The 18,941-nt window shown below is 59.8% G+C and carries 16 protein-coding genes; 9 read left to right on the top strand and 7 right to left on the bottom strand.

Going from position 1 to position 18,941, the window contains the following annotated elements; all coding sequences use genetic code 11:
• Positions 1-31 precede the first annotated feature (31 nt).
• Genes ACTNDJ_RS03180 through ACTNDJ_RS03170 form a run of 3 tightly spaced genes read right to left on the bottom strand, consistent with a single transcriptional unit; the run spans position 32 to position 2,654 of the window.
• Positions 32-1,324, bottom strand: a complete 1,293-nt coding sequence (locus ACTNDJ_RS03180) for a sensor histidine kinase (protein ID WP_441083302.1) — start codon at positions 1,322-1,324, stop codon at positions 32-34.
• On the bottom strand, positions 1,308-2,093 hold the full coding sequence (locus ACTNDJ_RS03175) for a response regulator transcription factor (RefSeq protein WP_441083301.1): 786 nt from the start codon (positions 2,091-2,093) through the stop codon (positions 1,308-1,310). The genes ACTNDJ_RS03180 and ACTNDJ_RS03175 overlap by 17 nt, the downstream gene beginning before the upstream one ends.
• Positions 2,094-2,111: 18 nt before the next feature.
• A complete protein-coding gene (locus ACTNDJ_RS03170; protein ID WP_441083300.1) occupies positions 2,112-2,654 on the bottom strand; it encodes a DUF4342 domain-containing protein in 543 nt (180 codons plus the stop codon).
• Positions 2,655-3,183: 529 nt separating this feature from the next.
• Between ACTNDJ_RS03170 and ACTNDJ_RS03165 the strand changes: the two genes are divergently transcribed.
• Positions 3,184-3,579, top strand: a complete 396-nt coding sequence (locus tag ACTNDJ_RS03165) for a (deoxy)nucleoside triphosphate pyrophosphohydrolase (RefSeq protein ID WP_441048718.1) — start codon at positions 3,184-3,186, stop codon at positions 3,577-3,579.
• 36 nt (positions 3,580-3,615) lie between these two features.
• Here the strand turns inward: ACTNDJ_RS03165 and ACTNDJ_RS03160 are convergent, their stop codons facing one another.
• Positions 3,616-6,492 (bottom strand): DUF3427 domain-containing protein, encoded by a 2,877-nt coding sequence (locus tag ACTNDJ_RS03160; protein ID WP_441083299.1) that lies wholly within the window; start codon positions 6,490-6,492, stop codon positions 3,616-3,618.
• A 212-nt stretch (positions 6,493-6,704) separates the two neighbouring features.
• On the opposite strand from ACTNDJ_RS03160, the gene ACTNDJ_RS03155 reads away from it, so the two are divergent.
• Together ACTNDJ_RS03155 and ACTNDJ_RS03150 are read left to right on the top strand one after the other, a co-directional pair.
• Entirely contained in the window at positions 6,705-6,944 is a 240-nt protein-coding gene (locus ACTNDJ_RS03155; RefSeq protein ID WP_441083298.1) for a hypothetical protein, read from the top strand.
• Positions 6,945-7,029: 85 nt separating this feature from the next.
• Entirely contained in the window at positions 7,030-7,755 is a 726-nt protein-coding gene (locus tag ACTNDJ_RS03150; protein ID WP_441083297.1) for a metallophosphoesterase, read from the top strand.
• 15 nt (positions 7,756-7,770) lie between these two features.
• Here the strand turns inward: ACTNDJ_RS03150 and gluQRS are convergent, their stop codons facing one another.
• On the bottom strand, positions 7,771-8,781 hold the full coding sequence (gene gluQRS, locus ACTNDJ_RS03145; RefSeq protein ID WP_441083296.1) for a tRNA glutamyl-Q(34) synthetase GluQRS: 1,011 nt from the start codon (positions 8,779-8,781) through the stop codon (positions 7,771-7,773).
• Positions 8,782-9,306: 525 nt separating this feature from the next.
• Here gluQRS and ACTNDJ_RS03140 point away from each other — a divergent pair.
• A complete protein-coding gene (locus ACTNDJ_RS03140; protein WP_441083295.1) occupies positions 9,307-11,247 on the top strand; it encodes a DUF2207 family protein in 1,941 nt (646 codons plus the stop codon).
• Between the two features lie 273 nt (positions 11,248-11,520).
• Here the strand turns inward: ACTNDJ_RS03140 and ACTNDJ_RS03135 are convergent, their stop codons facing one another.
• The gene (locus ACTNDJ_RS03135) at positions 11,521-12,162 is read right to left on the bottom strand and encodes a GNAT family N-acetyltransferase (protein WP_427728515.1); all 642 of its coding nucleotides are present in this window, start codon (positions 12,160-12,162) and stop codon (positions 11,521-11,523) included.
• A gap of 277 nt (positions 12,163-12,439) precedes the next feature.
• On the opposite strand from ACTNDJ_RS03135, the gene purH reads away from it, so the two are divergent.
• From purH to ACTNDJ_RS03115, 4 genes are all read left to right on the top strand, one after another.
• Positions 12,440-14,047, top strand: coding sequence for a bifunctional phosphoribosylaminoimidazolecarboxamide formyltransferase/IMP cyclohydrolase (gene purH / locus ACTNDJ_RS03130; RefSeq protein WP_427794233.1), 1,608 nt, complete (start codon positions 12,440-12,442; stop codon positions 14,045-14,047).
• A gap of 278 nt (positions 14,048-14,325) precedes the next feature.
• Entirely contained in the window at positions 14,326-15,033 is a 708-nt protein-coding gene (locus ACTNDJ_RS03125; RefSeq protein WP_427718908.1) for a hypothetical protein, read from the top strand.
• 177 nt (positions 15,034-15,210) lie between these two features.
• The gene (locus tag ACTNDJ_RS03120; protein WP_154515056.1) at positions 15,211-15,882 is read left to right on the top strand and encodes a response regulator transcription factor; all 672 of its coding nucleotides are present in this window, start codon (positions 15,211-15,213) and stop codon (positions 15,880-15,882) included.
• 9 nt (positions 15,883-15,891) lie between these two features.
• Positions 15,892-16,935, top strand: a complete 1,044-nt coding sequence (locus tag ACTNDJ_RS03115) for a sensor histidine kinase (protein ID WP_441016067.1) — start codon at positions 15,892-15,894, stop codon at positions 16,933-16,935.
• A gap of 253 nt (positions 16,936-17,188) precedes the next feature.
• Here ACTNDJ_RS03115 and ACTNDJ_RS03110 read toward each other — a convergent pair whose 3' ends face one another.
• Positions 17,189-17,626 carry a universal stress protein gene (locus tag ACTNDJ_RS03110; protein ID WP_154515052.1) on the bottom strand — a complete coding sequence of 146 codons (438 nt, stop codon included), beginning with the start codon at positions 17,624-17,626 and terminating at the stop codon, positions 17,189-17,191.
• A gap of 243 nt (positions 17,627-17,869) precedes the next feature.
• Between ACTNDJ_RS03110 and ACTNDJ_RS03105 the strand changes: the two genes are divergently transcribed.
• Complete coding sequence (locus ACTNDJ_RS03105) at positions 17,870-18,850, top strand: undecaprenyl-diphosphate phosphatase (protein WP_441016070.1); 981 nt, start codon at positions 17,870-17,872, stop codon at positions 18,848-18,850.
• Positions 18,851-18,941: the final 91 nt, after the last annotated feature.

Here is an 18,941-nt window from a genome sequence, read left to right as displayed (position 1 = left end):
AGTATTAGACCTCGATTCACGAGGGGGCTTCCTACCGTGGCAGGCGAATCGTAAAGCGGCTGCCGACGCCCTCGACCGAGGTCACGCCAATGGCGCCGCCATGGCTATCGACAATCCACTTAGCAATGGCAAGCCCCAGGCCCGAGCCCTGCGCGCCGGCATCGCGTGCGTTGTCGGCGCGGTAGAACCGTTCAAACGCGTGAGCTGCGGACTCCTGGTTCATGCCGATACCCTCGTCCTCAACACTTATGTCGATCGCGCCCGTGCCTGTATCGGGAGTTATGGCAAACGTGACGGTCGTTCCCGCGTTCGAATACTTGGCGGCGTTCTGCACGATCACGCGCAGAGCCTGCTTCACAAGCGCCACGTCGACAGGTGCGTCGCAGCGCGGATCGTTGGCAAATGCAGCGTCAAAAGCCAGCCGATACGTGTGCGCGGCGTCGATCATCTGCGATTCCTCGCACACCTCGCCGACCAGTGCGGCCAGGTTGGTATGCGCACGCCGCAGGACCGTGCGCCCGGCATCGCCGCGTGCCAAAAACAGCAGCTGCTCCACGAGCTCCTGCATATGCTCGCTTTCGGCCTTGAGGGACGCGATGGATTCCGCCAGCACGTCCGGGTCGTCTTTGCCCCAGCGGTCGAGCATGTTTACGTAGCCCTGAATCACCGCGATGGGCGTGCGCAGCTCGTGGCTTGCATCGTTGACAAAGCGCATCTGCTGCAGCTTGGCCTCTTGCATCTGGCGCAGCAGCCGGTTGAGCGCGACCTCGATGCTTGCCAGGTCGGCGTCGCCGGTGGTGACGCTCGGCGAGTCGACGCTTGCACGCTCGATGGCCTGTTCCAGCGTTTCCATTTTGCCGCCGGAGAGTTGCATGCGGCCGAGTTCGTCCACGCGCAGGGCCAAGTCGTTGAGCGGTGCCATGGTGCGACGCACGTGCCTCGCGCCGCCGAGCATGTTGAGCACGCTGATGACCTGCCAACCCACAACGACAAGGTAGAGAGGCCATAGCGCGACGAGGTCCTGCGCGAGAGGGAAAGTCTTGGTGGTAGCAAGTTCGACGGTATAGGTGAGCGTTGTCAGGTCCCAGTCGCGCGCGGGCTTCAGCGACATGCCGTGAACGGCGGCGCTGGGGATCCATCCTGCGGTAAACGCACCGTCGGGCAGCGTCTGGTTGTATCCATAGACGAGGATCGCCGCCGCAATCACCATCAGCAGCAGATCGAGCCAGACGTAGCTCATCAGGCGGCGCCATATATAGCTCCAGTTGATGGTGCGGGCGATGGAGGTGACACGCTTGGCCTCGGCGTTACGCACGGCAGACATAGCCCACCCCGCGCACGGTCTGGATGATGCGGGCGCCGCCGGCGTCCTCGATCTTGGCACGCAGGTGCGCGATGTGCACGTCGACGTTGTTGGTGTCGCCCACGTATTCGTAGCCCAGCGCCTCGTGCGCGATGCGCTCGCGTGTGAGCACGGTTTCGGCATGTGTCATAAGCAGGGCGAGAACGTCGAACTCGCGGGCCGTGAGCGCGATGGGCGAGCCGCCGACCGTGACTTCGCGGCGGTCGGGGTCGAGCACGACCGAGCCCACGGTGAGCGCGGCGGGGGAGGGCGCGACGGAAGCCTTGGTCGACCTGCTGACCGGGGACACCGCAGCGGCGTCGCCGCCCGCGCCGCCCGCCATGCCCGCCCCAGCGCCGGCGCCGCCAACGCCCGAAGCCGCCCGCACGGCCTCCGCGCGCTTCAGCGCCACGCGAATCCGTGCGAACAGCTCCTCAATCGCAAACGGCTTGGTCAAGTAGTCGTCGGCGCCGGCATCGAGCCCGGCCACCTTGTCCATCACGGCATCGCGCGCGGTAACCATAATCACCGGCACATCCTTGTGCTTGCGGACACGCCGCAGGACCTCCATGCCGTTGAGCTGCGGCAACAGCACATCGAGCAGAATCAGATCGTAGTCGCGCTCCAGCGCCAAGTCCACGGCGGTGCGGCCGTCGGCGGCGTGCTCCACCTGGTAGCCCTCGTGCTCCAGCTCGAGCGTCACAAAGCGGGCGATTTTCTCCTCGTCCTCTACGATCAGGATCTGTGTCATGCGTGTCCCCGTCTGCGATTACTTGTCGTTGTTCAGGTTTTGCTTGATGTCGTCCGCGGCGTCGGCGGCGTGATTCATAAGGTTGTTGATGCTGCCGGGCACGTCGCCGTCGCTATCGATGCGGTAGCGCATGCCAAAGAATAGGCCAATCAGCATGAGCCATATCGTGGCGCCCCAGGCAAACAGGGCGACGATGGGGATCAGAATGGGAATGTTGAGGATGATGGCGTCGCGGCGCGTGGCGATAAACTTGGTGTCCAGGCTCAGGCGGAAGAGCTTTTTGAGGTACTCCCACACGCTGTCCATCTTCTTGGAAAAGTCAGTCTTTTCGCTCGACTTCTCGTAGGCTGCCTGCGCGGCGACCATCTCGGCCGAGGGTTCATCGACCGGCTCGGATTCGGTGGCGGCGTGCGCCGATGTGGTCTGGGTCTTGCCTTGCGACTCGAGCCAAATGATGGCGTCCAAAACGTTGCCGTCGGCGGCGTCGAGCGCGGCCTTGGCATCGGTGTAGCTCACGTTGCACTTGGTGCGGATGGTTTCAACTTTTTCGAGGTCGTCCATGACCTGTCCTTTCGTTCGATGGGCGCGACGCCAGGCGATCTGCCCGGGCGCGAGCGTTGCGTTCGGCGGTCTGCGTTGCGCGACGCCGCCCCGCCCTTGGTCGAACTTTATAGTGCAGGTTATAGATTAAGCGATTCTTGAGCCAAGATTAATGTTGGATGAGTTTTTGGGTGGTGTGAGGAAGGAAGAGGTGCCCTTCTGGGTAGCTAGCAGCGAGGTCTAATACTTTTCCGAGAAGTGAACGAGCTAAATCGGACCCCCGAAGCATCGACACTTTAGAGGTGCCGTTTCCTGCGGTTTCGATGCTGAAATCCTGCGATTTTTCCGCCGAAAGATGCGGATGTTTCAGGGGTCTAAAAACAGCCGTTCACTTCGCGGAAAAGTATTAGACCTCGATAGCGGGGGATGGGGTGCCGGTGCAAAACGGCGTTAAGGGTTGGTCGAGCAGGCGGTTTTCAGGCGACTGGGACATGGCGGGCGGTTGATCACCTATACTGGTTGGGCTCAACTGGAGAGGTGATAACTAGTTATGAAATCAATCAATGTTGCAGCAGCGGTTATTCAGAAGGACGGAAAAATACTGAGCTGCCAGCGCGGCTATGGCGAGTTTAAAGACGGCTGGGAATTTCCGGGCGGCAAGCTCGAGCCGGGCGAGACCGGCGAGCAGGCAATTGTGCGCGAGATTCAAGAAGAGCTCGAGGTCACGATCGGTAACCTCGACTATCTTTGCACGGTCGAACACGATTACGAGACGTTCCACCTGTCGATGCAGTGCTACCTAGCTACCATTCTTTCGGGGGAGTTCAAAGAGCATGCTCACGAGGATATGAAATGGCTTGATACCAATAACCTGTGGGATGTCGATTGGCTTCCGGCAGACGTTAAAGTCGTTAAGGAGCTCGAAAAGAAACTCGGGCTTATGTAAGAAAGGGGCGGGCGCCACATGGCGGCCCGCTCTTTTTTACTCGGCCTCGCTCAAATCGCTGAGCATAAACTCGTAGATGTCCTGTCGTACAGGCACATTGAGCTCATATTCGATTTCAACGGCGTTGTCGCCGCTCTTAGTTTTAATAGCTTCGAACTCACCGGTCGGATGCATTTCGCCTAAGAAATAGAACTCCTTGCCACCCTTATCGTCCTTATTCTTTCGCATAAACAAATACGTCTTCAGGCCGTTTTCCGGCCATACCTGCAGTCGCAGAATCTCGGGAGAGTTGAGCGTACGGTTGCCCTTGGAGATTGCGATAAGCTTGCTCGGCGAAACAAAGCGATCTTCATACTGAATTGACTCACTAATGTCGGGCGCCTTGTCATAGTTAATAAACACAGGGAATGTATTGGTCTTTTCGTCGTAAAAATAGCCGCCAAGATTTTGGCCGTTGATGTTCTTTTCCCAGTTCATCAAGCGGCAAACCTCTTCGTACGTGTACTTGGCGTTGAGAACGAAATTTGTGTTTTCGTACGTCTCGGCATAGTCGAGTCGGTTGCGCGCGATACCAAAATCCAGCACCTCAAGAATCTGACGTTTGAACTCTGCGTTGCGCAGGGCGGTCGCAAACACTTCGGTCAGACGAGGTCCGGTTCCATCGTCAATGAGCAGGGAAACGAAATCCTTAGGAGTGGCAAAGTCGCCCTTAAGGACTGCGATTGCCGACCTAACGGCGCTGTCCTTAAGCTGTGCGCGGTAGTTCCTAAGCGCAGCCTCGCGCATATGCCGGTAGCCCTCGTGTCCGGCTTCGACGAGCGTTTGAAGCAAATAGAGGTCTTCGAATCGCTTGCCCGCGGCAAGTTTTTGAGAAATAAATTTGAGAATCTTGGTTTGATCAGAGGAAAATTGAACCGTGTAGTCCGGCTCGTATTTGGAAAGAAATACGTGGTAGGAGCCCAGGCCGCTATTCTTGAAGATAAGCAGCGGATCGATGGAGCCGTTACGATCAAATTCGAGCAGCGAGGGAATCTTGCCGAGTTTTTGGCGCAAGTCGAGATATTCGTTTTTCAAAAACCTGACGGAGGTGAAATCGCCGCCGTCGATGGCCTTGTAAATGCGTGCCTCGGAAATACGATCGAAGCTCACGGTCGAGCATCCGGGGATCGCCGAATCGCCCTCTTGAACAAGACGGCGCAGGCGGTCTTTGTTATATGTCTTGTCACCCGAAAGCGCGATGGGCACCAGGAAGTTGCTCTGGTAGTTGCCAATAAAATCGAGCACCAGTGCGTATTCCTTACCATCATTCAAGCGCAAACCTCGTCCGAGCTGCTGAATAAAGATGATTGCGGAGTCGGTGCGTCGAAGCATGATGATTTGATTGAGCGAGGGGATGTCGACGCCTTCGTTCATGATATCGACCGAGAAAATGTACTCGAGCTCGCCGGCTTCAAGTCGGCTGATCGCGGCATCGCGGACCTCATCGGGATCTTGACCGCTAATCGCAACCGTTCGATATCCGAGAGCGTTGAATTTGCGTGACAGTTCCTTGGCCTCGGCGTTTCGATTGCAAAAAATTAAGCCCCTGCGATTGCTTTTGGTGACGCTATATTCTTCGATCTTCTCGGTGATATGACGCACGCGCTCGTCGGACGTCAAGCGCCCGAACAGGGCGATATCTTCGACCGTTTCGTCGTCAATCTCCAGATCGTGAATGCCAAAATAATGGAAGGGGGCAAGCATCTCCTCGGCCAAAGCGTCCTGCAGCGTGATCTGGAACGCGATGACGTGATTGAAAAGAGCGAAGACGTCATAGCCGTCGGTGCGATTGGGTGTAGCGGTCATGCCCAGATAAAACCGAGGCGTAAAGTGCGACATGATGGATTGGTAACCCTGGGATCCCGTGCGGTGGGCCTCGTCGATGACGATGTAGTCGAACTCATCGGGACGGAAATCGCTCAGATGTTTGGCGACCGAAGAACACATGGCAAACACGCAGGTAGCATTGCTTATATTCTTGCCAGTTTGATAGGTGTCGAACGTATAGGTACTACCTAAGAGGCGTTCGTAGCTTGCGCGGGAGGCGTCGATAATGCGCCGGCGGTGCGCAAGAAAGAGGATGCGCCGGGGTTTAGTTGCGAGCACGTCGAACGCCGAAAGGAAGGTCTTGCCGGTGCCGGTTGCCGAGACCAGCAGGGCGCGGGTCTCGTCCTTGCGGTGGATTACGCCGAGCGCCTCAAGGGCGCGCTGCTGCATTTTATTGGGCTTGATTTCTTCGAGGTCATTCTGCGCCGGCGTTTCCGCAGATCTGAATGTCGGTTTCGACTTGGGCTTTGGCGGACGTGCCGAGCGATATGCGGCATAGTTCTCAATCCAGTCTTGGGAAAGCAAAACGGTTGAGGTGTCGTTCCACAACGAATTGAACTCGCCCCTCAGTTCGCCGAGCAGGCGACTGTTCTCGAGAGTCTGGTACAGCACGTTCCACTCTTTATTGCAGGTGAGGGCAGCCTGCGTCATGTTGGAGCTGCCGATGATGACCGTGCTGGTCTCGCCCTTATCAAAAATGTATCCCTTGGCATGCAAATTACCCTGGAATACGCGAACTTCCATGTTGTCGTATTCCAGGAGTTTGCGAAATGCATCGGGTGAGTTGAAGTTGAGATAGGTGGACGTGAGCAGCCTGCCCTTAATGCCACGCTGTTTGAGCTCCTGGAACGCCTCGACCAGGATTTGAAGACCGCCGTCTGCAACAAACGCTACGCAAAAGTCAAAGGAGCTGCAGGTTGAGAGCTGCTCTTTGATAACGGATAGTAGTGTTCCGCCTGTCGCCTTCGAGTTGGCGATGAGCTTGGGTGAATCGTTCTCGCGTGCAAGCGAGTCGAATTCAATATCAATCTGCTGCTGCGTAGTCATCCCGGCCAAACCTTTCGAAAGACTATGTTGGCGCCAGGATAACAGATCGATCGTTCGTGTTTTGGGCATATGACGGTATTGATTGCCGGCTTTGGTCTGAGGGGCGCGGTTTCTCCATTGATGTCCGCACGACATGTGACACTTACCCTGCCGCCCTGCTCTGCCGCGGCGGCATGTACCCAAACAACGGCCCTCTAAGGAGTCCGATATTGATGAGTGATAACACCAAGCATCTCGCAAAGAAGTGCGTTAAGGACGTGGGGCCGTGCCTCGCGCTGTGCGTGGTCGGCGCAGCGGTCGCGCTGTTGGCTGTTCTGGGACCATTCGACGTGCTCCGAAGTGCCGGTTCTCTGCACGTTTGCATGGCCCTTGCCGGCGCTATGATGACCGGCGGCGTGCTCGATCTGATTTTTTGGGTGCTTGATCCGTTTGGATGGAAGAACGAGGGGTAAGCCCTAAGGGATGGAAGGGGTGGAACGGTTGGCTTAGTGATCGTGCAGAATGTGGGCTAGCGACTTGCAGGGAAGCGGTGATCCGATGACGGTCTATGTGACGGGCGATATTCACGGCGGCCTCGACATGCAAAAGCTGCGCGACTGGGATCTTGGGGATAGTCTGACGAGCGACGACCATCTGCTTGTCGCGGGCGACTTTGGCTTTCCGTGGGATTTCTCTGCCGAGGAATGTATCGATATCGCCTGGCTGGAATCGCGTCCCTATACTGTGCTGTTCGTCGACGGCAATCACGAGCGTTTCGATCACTGGGCGGAGCGTCCCATGGAGCTGTGGCACGGTGGGCTAACGCAATGCCTGTCGGCTACCTCTCCCATACGGCGCCTGACGCGCGGCGAGGTTTTTGAGCTCGACGGCTCAACGATCTTTACCATGGGCGGCGCCACGAGCGTGGATAAGGAATACCGCATTCCCTATTCCAGCTGGTGGCCACAGGAGCTGCCGGACGAGCGCAGCTTTGAGGAGGCGCGGACAAAGCTCGACAGCGTGGGCTGGAAGGTTGACTACGTGGTTACCCACACCTGCTCTACGCGCATGCTTTCGCCCACGCTCTATCCGGGGCCTGGCTGGAATTACCCCGCCGTTGATCGGCTTACGGCATTTTTCGATGAGCTGGAAGACCGCTTGGACTACAAGCGTTGGTACTACGGGCATTTTCATCGGGATGCCAACCCTGCCGAGCGCCATACCGTGCTCTACGACTGCATCGTTCGCTTGGGCGACGAACTCCAGCCCTGGGACGTTGCGTAGGGGCGAGGTATTTGGCTACTCGGCCGTTACAGCGATGTTCTCGCGGTGCGCGCGGATGACATTCCAGCTAAAGTGCTCGACCAGCTGCTCGGCAGAGCGCGACGTGGTGTCCGGCGCGATGCCCGTTTGCCCGGCGAGCCATCCCAGCAGTGCCTCGGGCGTGCCAAAGCGTGCGCGTAGCTCGCCCAGGTCCAGATCGCGGTCGCGCTTGGAAAGGCGGCGGCCGTCCGGCGACATGAGCAGCGGAATGTGCGCGTAGTGCGGCGTGGGAAGCCCCAGCAGATGCTGCAGATAGATTTGGCGGGGCGTAGAGCCCAGCAGGTCGCATCCGCGCACGACCTCGGTGACGCCCATGGCAGCGTCGTCGACCACCACGGCTAGCTGGTAGGCAAAAACGCCGTCGCTGCGGCGCACCAAAAAGTCGCCGCACTCGGTGGCGAGTGCCTCGCATTGGGCGCCGTACGTGCGGTCAACGAATTCGATCACGTCGCCGGCGAGGTCGTCGACGGCGGGCACGCGCAGACGCGTGGCCGGGGCGCGCAGAACGCTGCGGCGGGCGATCTCTTCGACAGAAAGGTTTCGACAGGCGCCGCGGTAGATGGGCGTGCCGTCGCTGGCATGCGGCGCGCTCGCGGCGTGGAGCTCGGCACGCGTACAAAAGCAGGGATAGGTGAGGTCGGCGTCATTCAGCCGGCGCAAGGCGCTCTCGTACAGGTCCAGACGATCGTGCTGGTAGTAGGGGCCTTCGTCCCATTCAAGCCCTAGCCAGGCCAGGTCGTCAATCAATTGAGCGGCAAGTTCCGGGCGCTTGCAGCGATCGTCCAGGTCCTCGATGCGCAACACGATGCTGCCGCCTTGGCTGCGGGCCGAAAGCCACGAGCACAGGCAGCTGAACACGTTGCCCAGGTGCATGCGGCCCGAGGGCGACGGGGCAAAACGGCCTACGACAGGTACGGGAACGGAGGCGGGCGGCGTTGTTGGCGCGTTCGCGGCGGGCGTTGCTATGTTGCGTGCGTTGATATCCATGCGGACGAGTATAGCGCGGGGCGCGATGGGGAGGCGTCACTGTGGTCCGCAAGTTGTCGAGGCCCCGCATTGCGTATGGTGGGCCGCAGGCTCGGTGCTTTGATTCCTGTCGATCAACTCAGTACCTTAGACAACAGAAACCCCGGCAGCTCTTCGCAACTGCCGGGGTTTCCGCGGAAAAGGGGGACATGATCCTCGAGCGAACGGCAAAGGGGCAAACCGGTTTCGCTCAACTGCTTTATGCCCCTCGGCTGGCGGCTCAATCAGCGCGTGCCGCGCCCACACAAAGCTGCTACACCTGTGACGGAGCTGTGAAGTGGTATCTATTGCTGGCGCGGGCCATGCCAAGGGTGTCCCTCATGACTAGTCATTTAAGAACGTCCCCAATGACTACCCAATGATTAGCTGCTGGCGGCAGGCATGACTTTCATCCCGTTTGGCGCTCCGGTCGCCTAGATGTTCGTCATGTGTACCCGCAAACGTGGGACAATGGCGCTGTTGGTTTTACAGACAAAGGATGTGCCTATGAACGCCCCCGTTGCCAATGCTTGTCGGCAGCGCTGCCCGTTTGCGCGATTTGCTTCCATTTGCGCACTCGTCGCGTGCGTGCTGCTGCTGTTGCCCGCCGTTGCACGTGCCGACGGGTATTCCATGACCCAAACCTATATCGGTGCCACGGTTGAGGCCGATGGATCGCTGACCGTTGTCGAGGGGCGCCAGTTTGACTTCGACGACGACATCAACGGCGTGTATTGGGATATCAATACGGGCACCAACCAGCAGGGTGGTACGGCGGGTGTCGATGTGCTGAGCGTCGAGGAAGATGATGCCGCGTTTAGCAGGGTTGACTATGCAAACAAAGGCGACAACGGCGTCTATACGGTTGAGCAGTCCGACGGCGGCGTAAAGATCAAGGTGTTCAGCCCCCACGAGAGCGGCGACAGCGCGATCTATTACGTGAGCTACACCATGACCGGTGCGGTTATGAACTGGTCCGATACCGCCGAGCTCTACTGGAAGTTTGTGGGCGACGGCTGGTCTGCGGACTCCGATGACGTCGAGATGGAAGTTTACTTCGCAAATGCCGCTGCCGGAACGGCGGCCGTCAAGGGCGATAACTTCCGTGCGTGGGGCCACGGTCCGCTCACGGGCGACGTGTCGCTCGACGCGGACGAGCCCATGGTTACCTATACCATACCCTGCGTGCATCAGGGCGAATTCGCCGAGGCGCGCATCGCCTTCCCCAGCGATTGGGTGCCGCAGCTCGCCGCCTCGGGCAAGGAACGCATGTCGACAATTCTGAGCGAGGAGAAGGCGTGGGCCGAGGAGGCCAACGCCCGCCGCGCTCACGCCCGCATGATCGCCAATGCACTTGCCGTGGTTAGCGTTGTCGCGGCGGTGGCCTTTACCGGCACAATCGTCGTGCTCAAGTTGCGCAAGCGCAAGCCCAAACCGCTGTTCCAGGACGAATACTTCCGCGACGTGCCCTCGGCCGACCATCCCGCCGTGCTTTCGGCCCTCATGAGCTGGAACGAGGTGCCCGATCAGGCATATATCGCCACGCTCATGAAGCTCACCGACGATCGCGTGATCAAGTTAGAGGAGGCAATCGCGACCAAGGGCAAGAAGGGCCTGCTCCATCGCGAAAAAGAGGAGCAGACGTATCGTGTGACGGTGAGCGATGCGGGCTGGAAGTCGGCCAAGGGCATTGACCGCATGGTGCTCAAGGTCTTCTTTGCCGGTGCTAAGCCCGACGAGAACGGCGATCGCTCGCGCACGTTTGACGAGCTGCAACACTATGTTAAGCAGCACGCTACGCCCGTGGGCGACAAGCTCAAGGACTATCAGAGCACCGTTAAGGGCAAACTGGCCGATAGCGAGTACGTTGCCTCGGACGGCATTGTCGCAATGGTGTTTTGCCTGGTTCTTGGTACTCTGATCGCCTTTGTTCCCGTGGGATCCATCTTCTTTACCGACGGCGCACAGGTGAACATTGTCGCCGCGGTTATCTCGGTGCCGATTGTGCTGGTGGGTATTGGCGTGGGCCTTACGTTCCGCCGCCTTACGCCGGAGGGCGCCGAGGTGGCGGCTCGCTGCAAGGCGCTCAAGCATTGGCTCGAGGACTTCACGCGTCTAAAGGAAGCCGTCCCCGGCGATCTGGTGCTGTGGAATAAACTTCTGGTGATGGGTGCGGCGCTGGGCGTTTCCAAGGAAGTTCTGCGTCAGCTTGCCGAGGCCGTGCCGCCCGAGGTGCGCGAGGCCGACGGCTTCTACGACAATTACCCCTGCTACTGGTGGTACTACCATCACTACGGAAACCAGTCTCCGCTCGATTCGTTCGATGGCGTGTATCACGAGAGCATCCGTGAGCTGGCTTCGAGTTCCGATAGCTCGAGCGGCGGCGGTGGTGGCTTCTCGGGCGGCGGGGGCGGCGGCGTCGGCGGAGGCGGCGGCGGAACGTTCTAACGGTCCTAAAATATGGGATGGGCTTTTCTCGGCAGCCGTCGGGGAAAGCCCGTCCCCTTTTTATGCGCCAAAATGCGCCGATCTTTTACTTTTGCCCACCGCTATTTGCAGAATCCTCTATAGGGTGATGCCAGCGAGGGTTTTGGTGACTCTTTTGTTCAAGACTGTCCCCGGCGACTAGTCATTTAAGAACGTCCCCAACGACTAGGTGTGGTTGCTGCCAAGGAGTGTCCCGGGGCGCCGGCACAAAGGGGACGTCCCTAACTGCCGGTTTTAGGCTGTCAGGTCGAGTTCGTAGAGGAAGCTTTCGCGCGGCATGTCGTGGCGGCGCTCTTCGCGGTTGGCGCGGTGCGTGGCCGTGCGCTTAAAGCCGTGCAGCTCGTAGAACTTCCACGAGCAGTTGGAGTCGGTATACAGGTGCGCTCTCGACGCTCCGCGCGAGGACAGGTGCGAGACCGCGGCATCGAGCAGAACCGAGCCAACGCCCAGGCCGTGGACATCGCGATCCACGGCAAGCAGCGTGACCTCGTTGTCATGCGGCAGCGGGCTGCTCTCGAGCAGGCGGTTGTTGGTCCGGATGGTGGCGCGCACAAACGAGAGATACTCGGCACAGGCATCGGGCTCCAGCTCACGCATCTGCGACAGCAATGCGCGTTCGGTATCCATCCAATGCTCCTTAACGGTGGCGCCGCTGCTTTGCCCCGCACGTGCGAGTGCAATGCCGCGCGCCTGGCCGTCGATTACGGCGACCTGCGAAAACGTCGAGGAAGAAAGGCAATAGGCAAGATCGCACGCGGCCTCAAGGCGGTTGTACTCTTCGTTATCCGAATTGTTATGCCAAAGCTGCTGCAAGATCAGCGCGATGGCGTCGAAGTCTTCGGTATCAAACGGTCGGTAGAGAACCCGCGAGACCATAGTGCCTCTTTCTATTGCGGATGCATATCGAGCACAGTTCTACCATGCCATTGGCATCTAATTATGGTGCCCCTGTGTTCCATCAACTCACCGTGCCTAGTGGCGCTCCTGCAACCCCCGCTCGCAAGCTTTTTCTGCACATGCGCCCGTTACGGGGTGCATCGATGCGCTCGATGCGCTACATTGAATCAGTATTTTCAATGCCGCTGCGCGAGCGCTGCAGATCGACGTATCACCGACTCACAGAGCACGGCGGCGTACCAGACAGGAGGACTGCATGGGATCTGATGTGAAGATCGCACGCGCGTTGATCTCGGTTACCGATAAGACGGGCGTCGTCGATTTCGCACGGACGCTGGTTGACGACTTTGGCGTCGAGATCATCTCTACGGGCGGCACGGCTCGTGCCATCGAGGACGCGGGCGTTCCCGTAACCCCCATCGAGGAGTTCACGGGCTATCCCGAGATGATGGACGGCCGCGTCAAGACGCTGCACCCCAAGGTTCACGGCGCGCTGCTGGCTCGCCGCGATTCCGAGCAGCACATGCAGGAGGCAGCTCAGCACGGCATTAAGCTGATCGACCTGGTCGTCGTCAACCTGTACGAGTTCGAGAAGACCGTCGCCAACCCCGAGGTCACCTTCGCGGATGCCATCGAGCACATCGATATCGGTGGCCCCTCCATGCTTCGCTCTGCCGCCAAGAACGCCGCGAGCGTTACCGTCATCTCCGACCCGGCCGACTATGATGCCGTCCTGGCCGAGATGCGCGAGACCGGTGGCTGCACCACGCTTTCCACCCGTCGTCGCCTGCAGGTGAAGGTCTACCAGACCACCGCCGCCTACGACACGGCTATCTCCCGTTGGCTTGCTGCCCAGGCAAGCGACGTGGCGGACACCTCTGCCAAACTCGAGGTCTCGCTGGAGAAGGTTGACGACCTGCGCTATGGCGAGAATCCTCAGCAGAAGGCTACGGTCTACCGCTTTGCCGATGGCTGCGAGAACTCCGCGAGCTCGCAGTTCCCGCTCGTGGGCTCCGAGCAGATTCAGGGCAAGCCGCTCAGCTACAACAACTATTTGGACGCCGATGCCGCTTGGAACCTGGTTCGCGAGTTCGACGAGCCTGCCTGCGTGATCCTCAAGCATCAGAACCCCTGCGGCTCCGCCGTTGCCGAGGACATCACGGCTGCCTACGACCGCGCCTTTGCCTGCGATCCCAAGAGCGCTTTCGGCGGCATCATCGCCTGCAACCGCGAGGTTCCCTTTGAGCTGGTTGAGCACTTTGCCGATCAGAACAAGCAGTTCGTCGAGGTCATCATCGCCCCGAGCTACACCGCCGAGGCGCTCGAGCGCATGGCCAAGCGCCCCAACCTGCGCGTGCTGGCTACCGGCGGCGTGGACCACGGCGCCAAGGTGGAGCTGCGCTCCATCGACGGCGGCATGCTGGTGCAGGAGGTCGACCACGTGATCGAGGATCCCGCGACCTTTACGTTCCCCACCGACCGCAAGCCCACCGATGCCGAGATGGCCGAGCTTGAGTTTGCCTGGAAGGTCTGCAAGGGCGTCAAGTCCAACGCCATCCTGGTCTCCAAGGGTAAGGCCGGCATTGGCATGGGCCCGGGCCAGCCCAACCGCGTTGACTCCGCACTGCTTGCCTGCGAGCGCGCCGAGGACTTCTGCGAGCGCGAGGGCGTGGAGAAGGGCGGCTTTGCCTGCGCAAGCGACGCGTTCTTCCCGTTCCGCGACAACGTCGACGTGCTTGCTGAGCACGGCGTGACCTGCATCATCCAGCCCGGCGGCTCCAAGCGCGACGATGAGAGCATCCAGGCCTGCAACGAGCATGGCATCGCAATGGTCTTCACGGGCGCCCGCCACTTCCGCCACTAATGATCGTTACGCGGTTTTACCAAACCGCGTAACTGCTCGACGCTGTGCCGGCCCCAAGCACCTCATCTCGCCGCTCAAACCGTCGCTCGCGTACAGAAGTACGCGTCGCTCCTCTTTCGCGGCGACCTGAGGCACTTGGGTCCGGCTCGCTGGCTTATGCTCCACCAGCGGTATTGGCTCGCCCCGAACTAAAGCTATCTATTGCCGCCTGTGCCGGTTGGTGCAGGCGGCTTTTTTGGGTATAACGGTGCGGTGTATGTTTTTGAGAAAGGTTGGATATGGCCGTTGTGGATGATGCCGAGCTGTTTGGCAATGCCGAGGACCAGCGTGCGTACGAGGACTTTTGCGCCAATCAGGAGGCGGTCGAGAAGTTTACGCTCGACAAGCCCGCGCTTGTCTGCCGTTGGCGCATGTCCAACAAAAAGGTGCCCATGCTCAACCGTCACATTCGTGCGCTGTCCGAGCGCCTGGTGCAGGGCGAGCCGCTTACCCATAACATGCTCAGCTGGGCCAAGCAGCACGTTGAGTGGTCGCTTGCCGAGGGCGATTACACCGCGCGCGACGGCGTGCTCATGCTGGTGATCGACGTTAACGGCAATGCCGCCATGACGGTGGGGGAGTACGAGCCGCTGGCCGATACATCGGCCAAGGCGCTGCGTGCCCGCTCCGCCGAGGCCCGCTCCGAGGCCGACGAAACCGGCGTGGCGCCCGAGCTGCTCGCCGCCGTCAACAACGGCGAGCTGGTCTTTGTGGCACCGGCGGACGAGTGCCTGTGTGGCACGGCAACGCTTATCGAGCAGCTGGCCCAGACCAAGGGCATCCCGGTCACGCGCGTGGACATTCCCGCGCAGCTCAAGGGCGCGCTGTTCCTGGTGAGTGACGAGCACGGCGTGGTCCCTGCCGCCGAGACGGACGCCGTCGAGTCCGACGCCGCTACGGTTGCCTTCTTTGCCGAAGGCTACGAAAAGCTCCGTGCCCGCCGCTAAATGATTTTCCTGGGACGGGGATTTAATAATCATTTGATCCTCGCTCCCGTTGCGAGCGAGGGGCGAGCCAAACGCTTTCGTTCGCGAACAGTTCTGTCACCTTGGTGCCTCGCGAGGCACGCACCTGCGGCTCCGCGGTCATAATGGGGCAAGACAACCAAGAGGGGAGCGGAATCCATGGCGCTGATCTATGTCGTTGAGGACGACGAGCGCATTCGTCGTGAGCTTGTCGACATCCTTGCCCGCGCCGGGTTTGAAATCGAGGCCTGCGAATCGTTTGAGCATGTCTCGCGCGATATCCTTGCCGCCGCGCCCGACCTGGTGTTGCTCGACCTCACGCTTCCCGTCAAGGACGGCCAACATATCTGCCACGAGGTTCGCCACGAATCCGAGGTTCCTATCATCGTCCTCACGTCGCGCACGACCGAGATCGACGAGGTCATGGCCATGACGCTTGGCGCGGACGACTTTGTTCCCAAGCCTTACAGCGCCCGTGTGCTCGTGGCGCACATCAATGCGTTGCTGCGCCGCACCGCGGCGGCGGGCGATCGCAGCACGCTCGTCCACAAGGGGCTGGAGCTCGACCTCGCCCGCTCCATGGTCACCAATACGGCAACCGGCGACAGTACCGAGCTCACCAAAAACGAGCTGCGTATCCTCTCGCTGCTCTTGGGCCGCGCGGGCAAGATTGTCTCGCGCTCGGCTATCATGCAGGACCTGTGGGACTCCGACGCCTTCGTGGACGACAATACGCTCACCGTCAATATCAACCGCCTGCGCACCACGCTCGAAAAAATCGGCATCAAGGGGTATTTGACGACGCATCGCGGCCAAGGCTATTCGGTCTAGGAGCCGGTTATGTCGTTTGCCAAGTTCTTTAAAGATGCACTGCTTCCCATTGCCGTGTGGACCTGCGGCGTGCTGCTGAGCTGTTTTGTACTGACGGTCGCCGGCGCCCCGGCATCCATCGTGGTCGTGGCGGTCGGTGTGTCCTTTATCTTTGGCATGCTGGGCATCGTGATCGAGTACGTGCGCCGTCGTCGTTTTCTGTGCCAGCTGGAGCGCGCGGCAGAGGAGCTGGGGAGCCCCGCTTGGGTGCAGGAGATGGTGCAATGCCCGACCTATGCCGAGGGCGAGCTCGAATATGAGGTCTTGCGCCGGGTGGGCAAAGCCGCTTGCGACGAGGTGGCGGAAGGCCGGCGCCAGACCGATGACTACCGCGACTATATCGAGAGCTGGGTCCACGAGGCCAAGCTGCCCCTGGCGGCGGCTCATCTGATTTTAGAAAACCTGGACGGCAGCGAAGACGACCTGTCGCGCGTGGATGACCTGGGTCGCGAGCTGGCTCGCGTGGAGCGCTATATCGATCAGGCGCTGTACTATGCGCGCTCGGAAGTCGTAGAGCGCGACTACCTAATTCGCCGCTGGGGTCTCAAGAGCTTGGTGACGGGCGCGATTAAAGCCAACGCGCGCGAGCTCATTGCGGCGCACGTGGCTCCGGTGTGCGAGAACCTCGACTTTGAGGTGTTCACCGACGAGAAATGGCTCGAGTTTATTCTGGGCCAGCTCATTCAGAACAGCATTAAATATGCGCGTGAGGACGGCGCGAAGATTGTGTTTTCGGGTGCGTTGCTGGACGAGGGCCTGGCAAACGAGCGCATCGAGCTTACCGTCGCGGACAACGGCTGCGGCGTGAGCGCGGCTGACCTGCCACGCGTGTTCGAGAAGGGCTTTACCGGCGATAACGGCCGCACCACCAAGCGCGCAACGGGCATCGGCCTCTACCTGGTGGCGCGCCTGTGCTCCAAGATGGGCATCGACGTCACCGCGGCATCCGACTCCGGCGAAGGCTTTGTCGTAACATTCGCTTTCTCGACCAACAAGTTCCAATACTTCGAGTAGTCGGGCCGTCTTGTGGTGCGGATGGCTATGTTCCCGAACGTGAACATAGCTATGAGGCTCTAAAAAAATCACCCAAAAAAATGTGCCGCCCCGTTTGGGGCGGCACGCCATTTTTTATCAGCCAACTCGTTGAAGTAAGGCTGCGAAGGCCGCGGGGCCGGGAGGGGTTTCCTAAGGGCACATCCCGCAGCCGCAACGCGGCGAGGACGTGCCCGTGGAAACCCCGCAGGCCCCGCGGCCGGTGGGAGCAACGCTACTTCACGACCAAGATGTCGCAGTCGGTGTTGCGCAGCAGGAATGTCGAAATCGAACCCAGGAGCGCATACTTGATCGAGGAAAGGCCACGAGCGCCGCAGAGCACCAGATCGGGCTTGACCACGTCGAGCATCTCGTCCTTGAGCGTCTCGCGAATACGGCCGGCGCGAATCATGACTTCGACCTCGGGAATGTTGGGATTAGCCTTGGCCTCTTCGAGCTGCTTGGCGATGGAGTTCTTAAAGGCCTCCTCCAGGCCGTTGACCAGATCGACCGGATAGGAACCGGCGCTCTCGAGCGCCGTGGAATCGATGACGTGACCGATGATCAGCTTGGCGCCATTGTTTGCGGCGACCTTGATAGCGCGTGTGAGCACAAAATCCTGCTGCTCAGTACCGTCGAGTGAAACAAATACCTTGGTATAGCCCTCGTTCATGGTTTCCTCCTTGGTCTATCGCACGGGCGCGGGGCTCGTGCATCGGACGACGTGTTGGCCGCCGGACACTTTAGCTTGTTGCAGTTATACCCAAGGATTTCGGTTTGACCGCTCGCAATTCTGTGAACGGGCGAGATTTTTGGTAAGGGTGGGCGCGGCCGCGGCCGAACGGTTGATAATGGGACATCGCCCGCAACCGTCCGCAGAACAACTATCGGCGGGTGACAAACGAGGGGGGTCCCTTTGGATATCATCGAGCTTCTAAAATCTGCCTTCATGGGCCTGGTCGAGGGCATCACCGAATGGCTGCCCGTTTCGTCGACGGGCCACATGATCTTGGTGGACGAGTTCGTCAAGATGAATGTGAGCGAGACATTCTGGAATATGTTCCTGGTCGTGATTCAGCTTGGCGCCATTTTGGCCGTTTGCGTTCTGTTCTTCTACGACTTAAATCCGTTCTCGCCCAGCAAGGGCAAGGAGGGTCGTCGCGACACCTGGGTGCTGTGGGGCAAGATTGTGCTTGGCTGTATTCCCGCCGCGGCGATCGGTCTGCCGCTCAACGACTGGATGGAGGAGCATTTCTATAACGCTCCCGTCGTGGCGCTGGCGCTCATCGTGTACGGCGTGTTGTTTATCGTGATTGAGAACTGGCGTGCGAGTAAGCGCGAGAACGCCGCTCTTGCCGATTCGTTTGGTTCGCGTGCTGTGGTGGCGGGCGGGCGTCCCGCCGGTGCACACTTCGCGGCGCCTGCGGCGGATATTGCCGAAGACAATGACAATGACGAGGATTTGGATTTTGGATCCATCGCCACGCTCGAGGACCTGAGCTGGAAGACCGCATTGGGTATCGGTTGCTTCCAGGTGCTTTCGTTGATTCCGGGCACATCACGTTCCGGCTCCACCATCATCGGCGGCCTGCTGCTGGGCTGCACGCGCTCGGTGGCGTCCAAGTTCACGTTTTTCCTGGCCATTCCCGTTATGTTTGGCGCGAGCGCGCTCAAGCTGGTCAAGTACTTCGTTAAGGGTGGTACGTTTGGCACCAACGAGATTGCCATTCTGGGCGTGGGCTGCGTCGTGGCCTTTGTGGTTTCGCTTATTGCCATCAAGTGGCTCATGGGCTTCGTTCGCCGTCACGACTTTAAGTGCTTTGGCGTCTACCGCATTATTCTGGGCATCGTGGTGCTCGCGTACTTCTTTGTTCTGGAGCCTATGCTCGGCCTGTAACTTGGTTGACGCTGCGCGGCGGCCAGAGCGCGGCGCACGGAGTCGTGGTGTGATTTGCATCGGTGTCCGCGCGGCTCGGTATACTGGTACG

Source organism: Collinsella sp. HCP3S3_D1 (genome assembly GCF_052064015.1).
GTDB lineage: Bacteria > Actinomycetota > Coriobacteriia > Coriobacteriales > Coriobacteriaceae > Collinsella.
The sequence above is the reverse complement of the archived record's forward strand: the minus strand, read 5'-3'. Positions and strand labels throughout refer to the sequence as shown.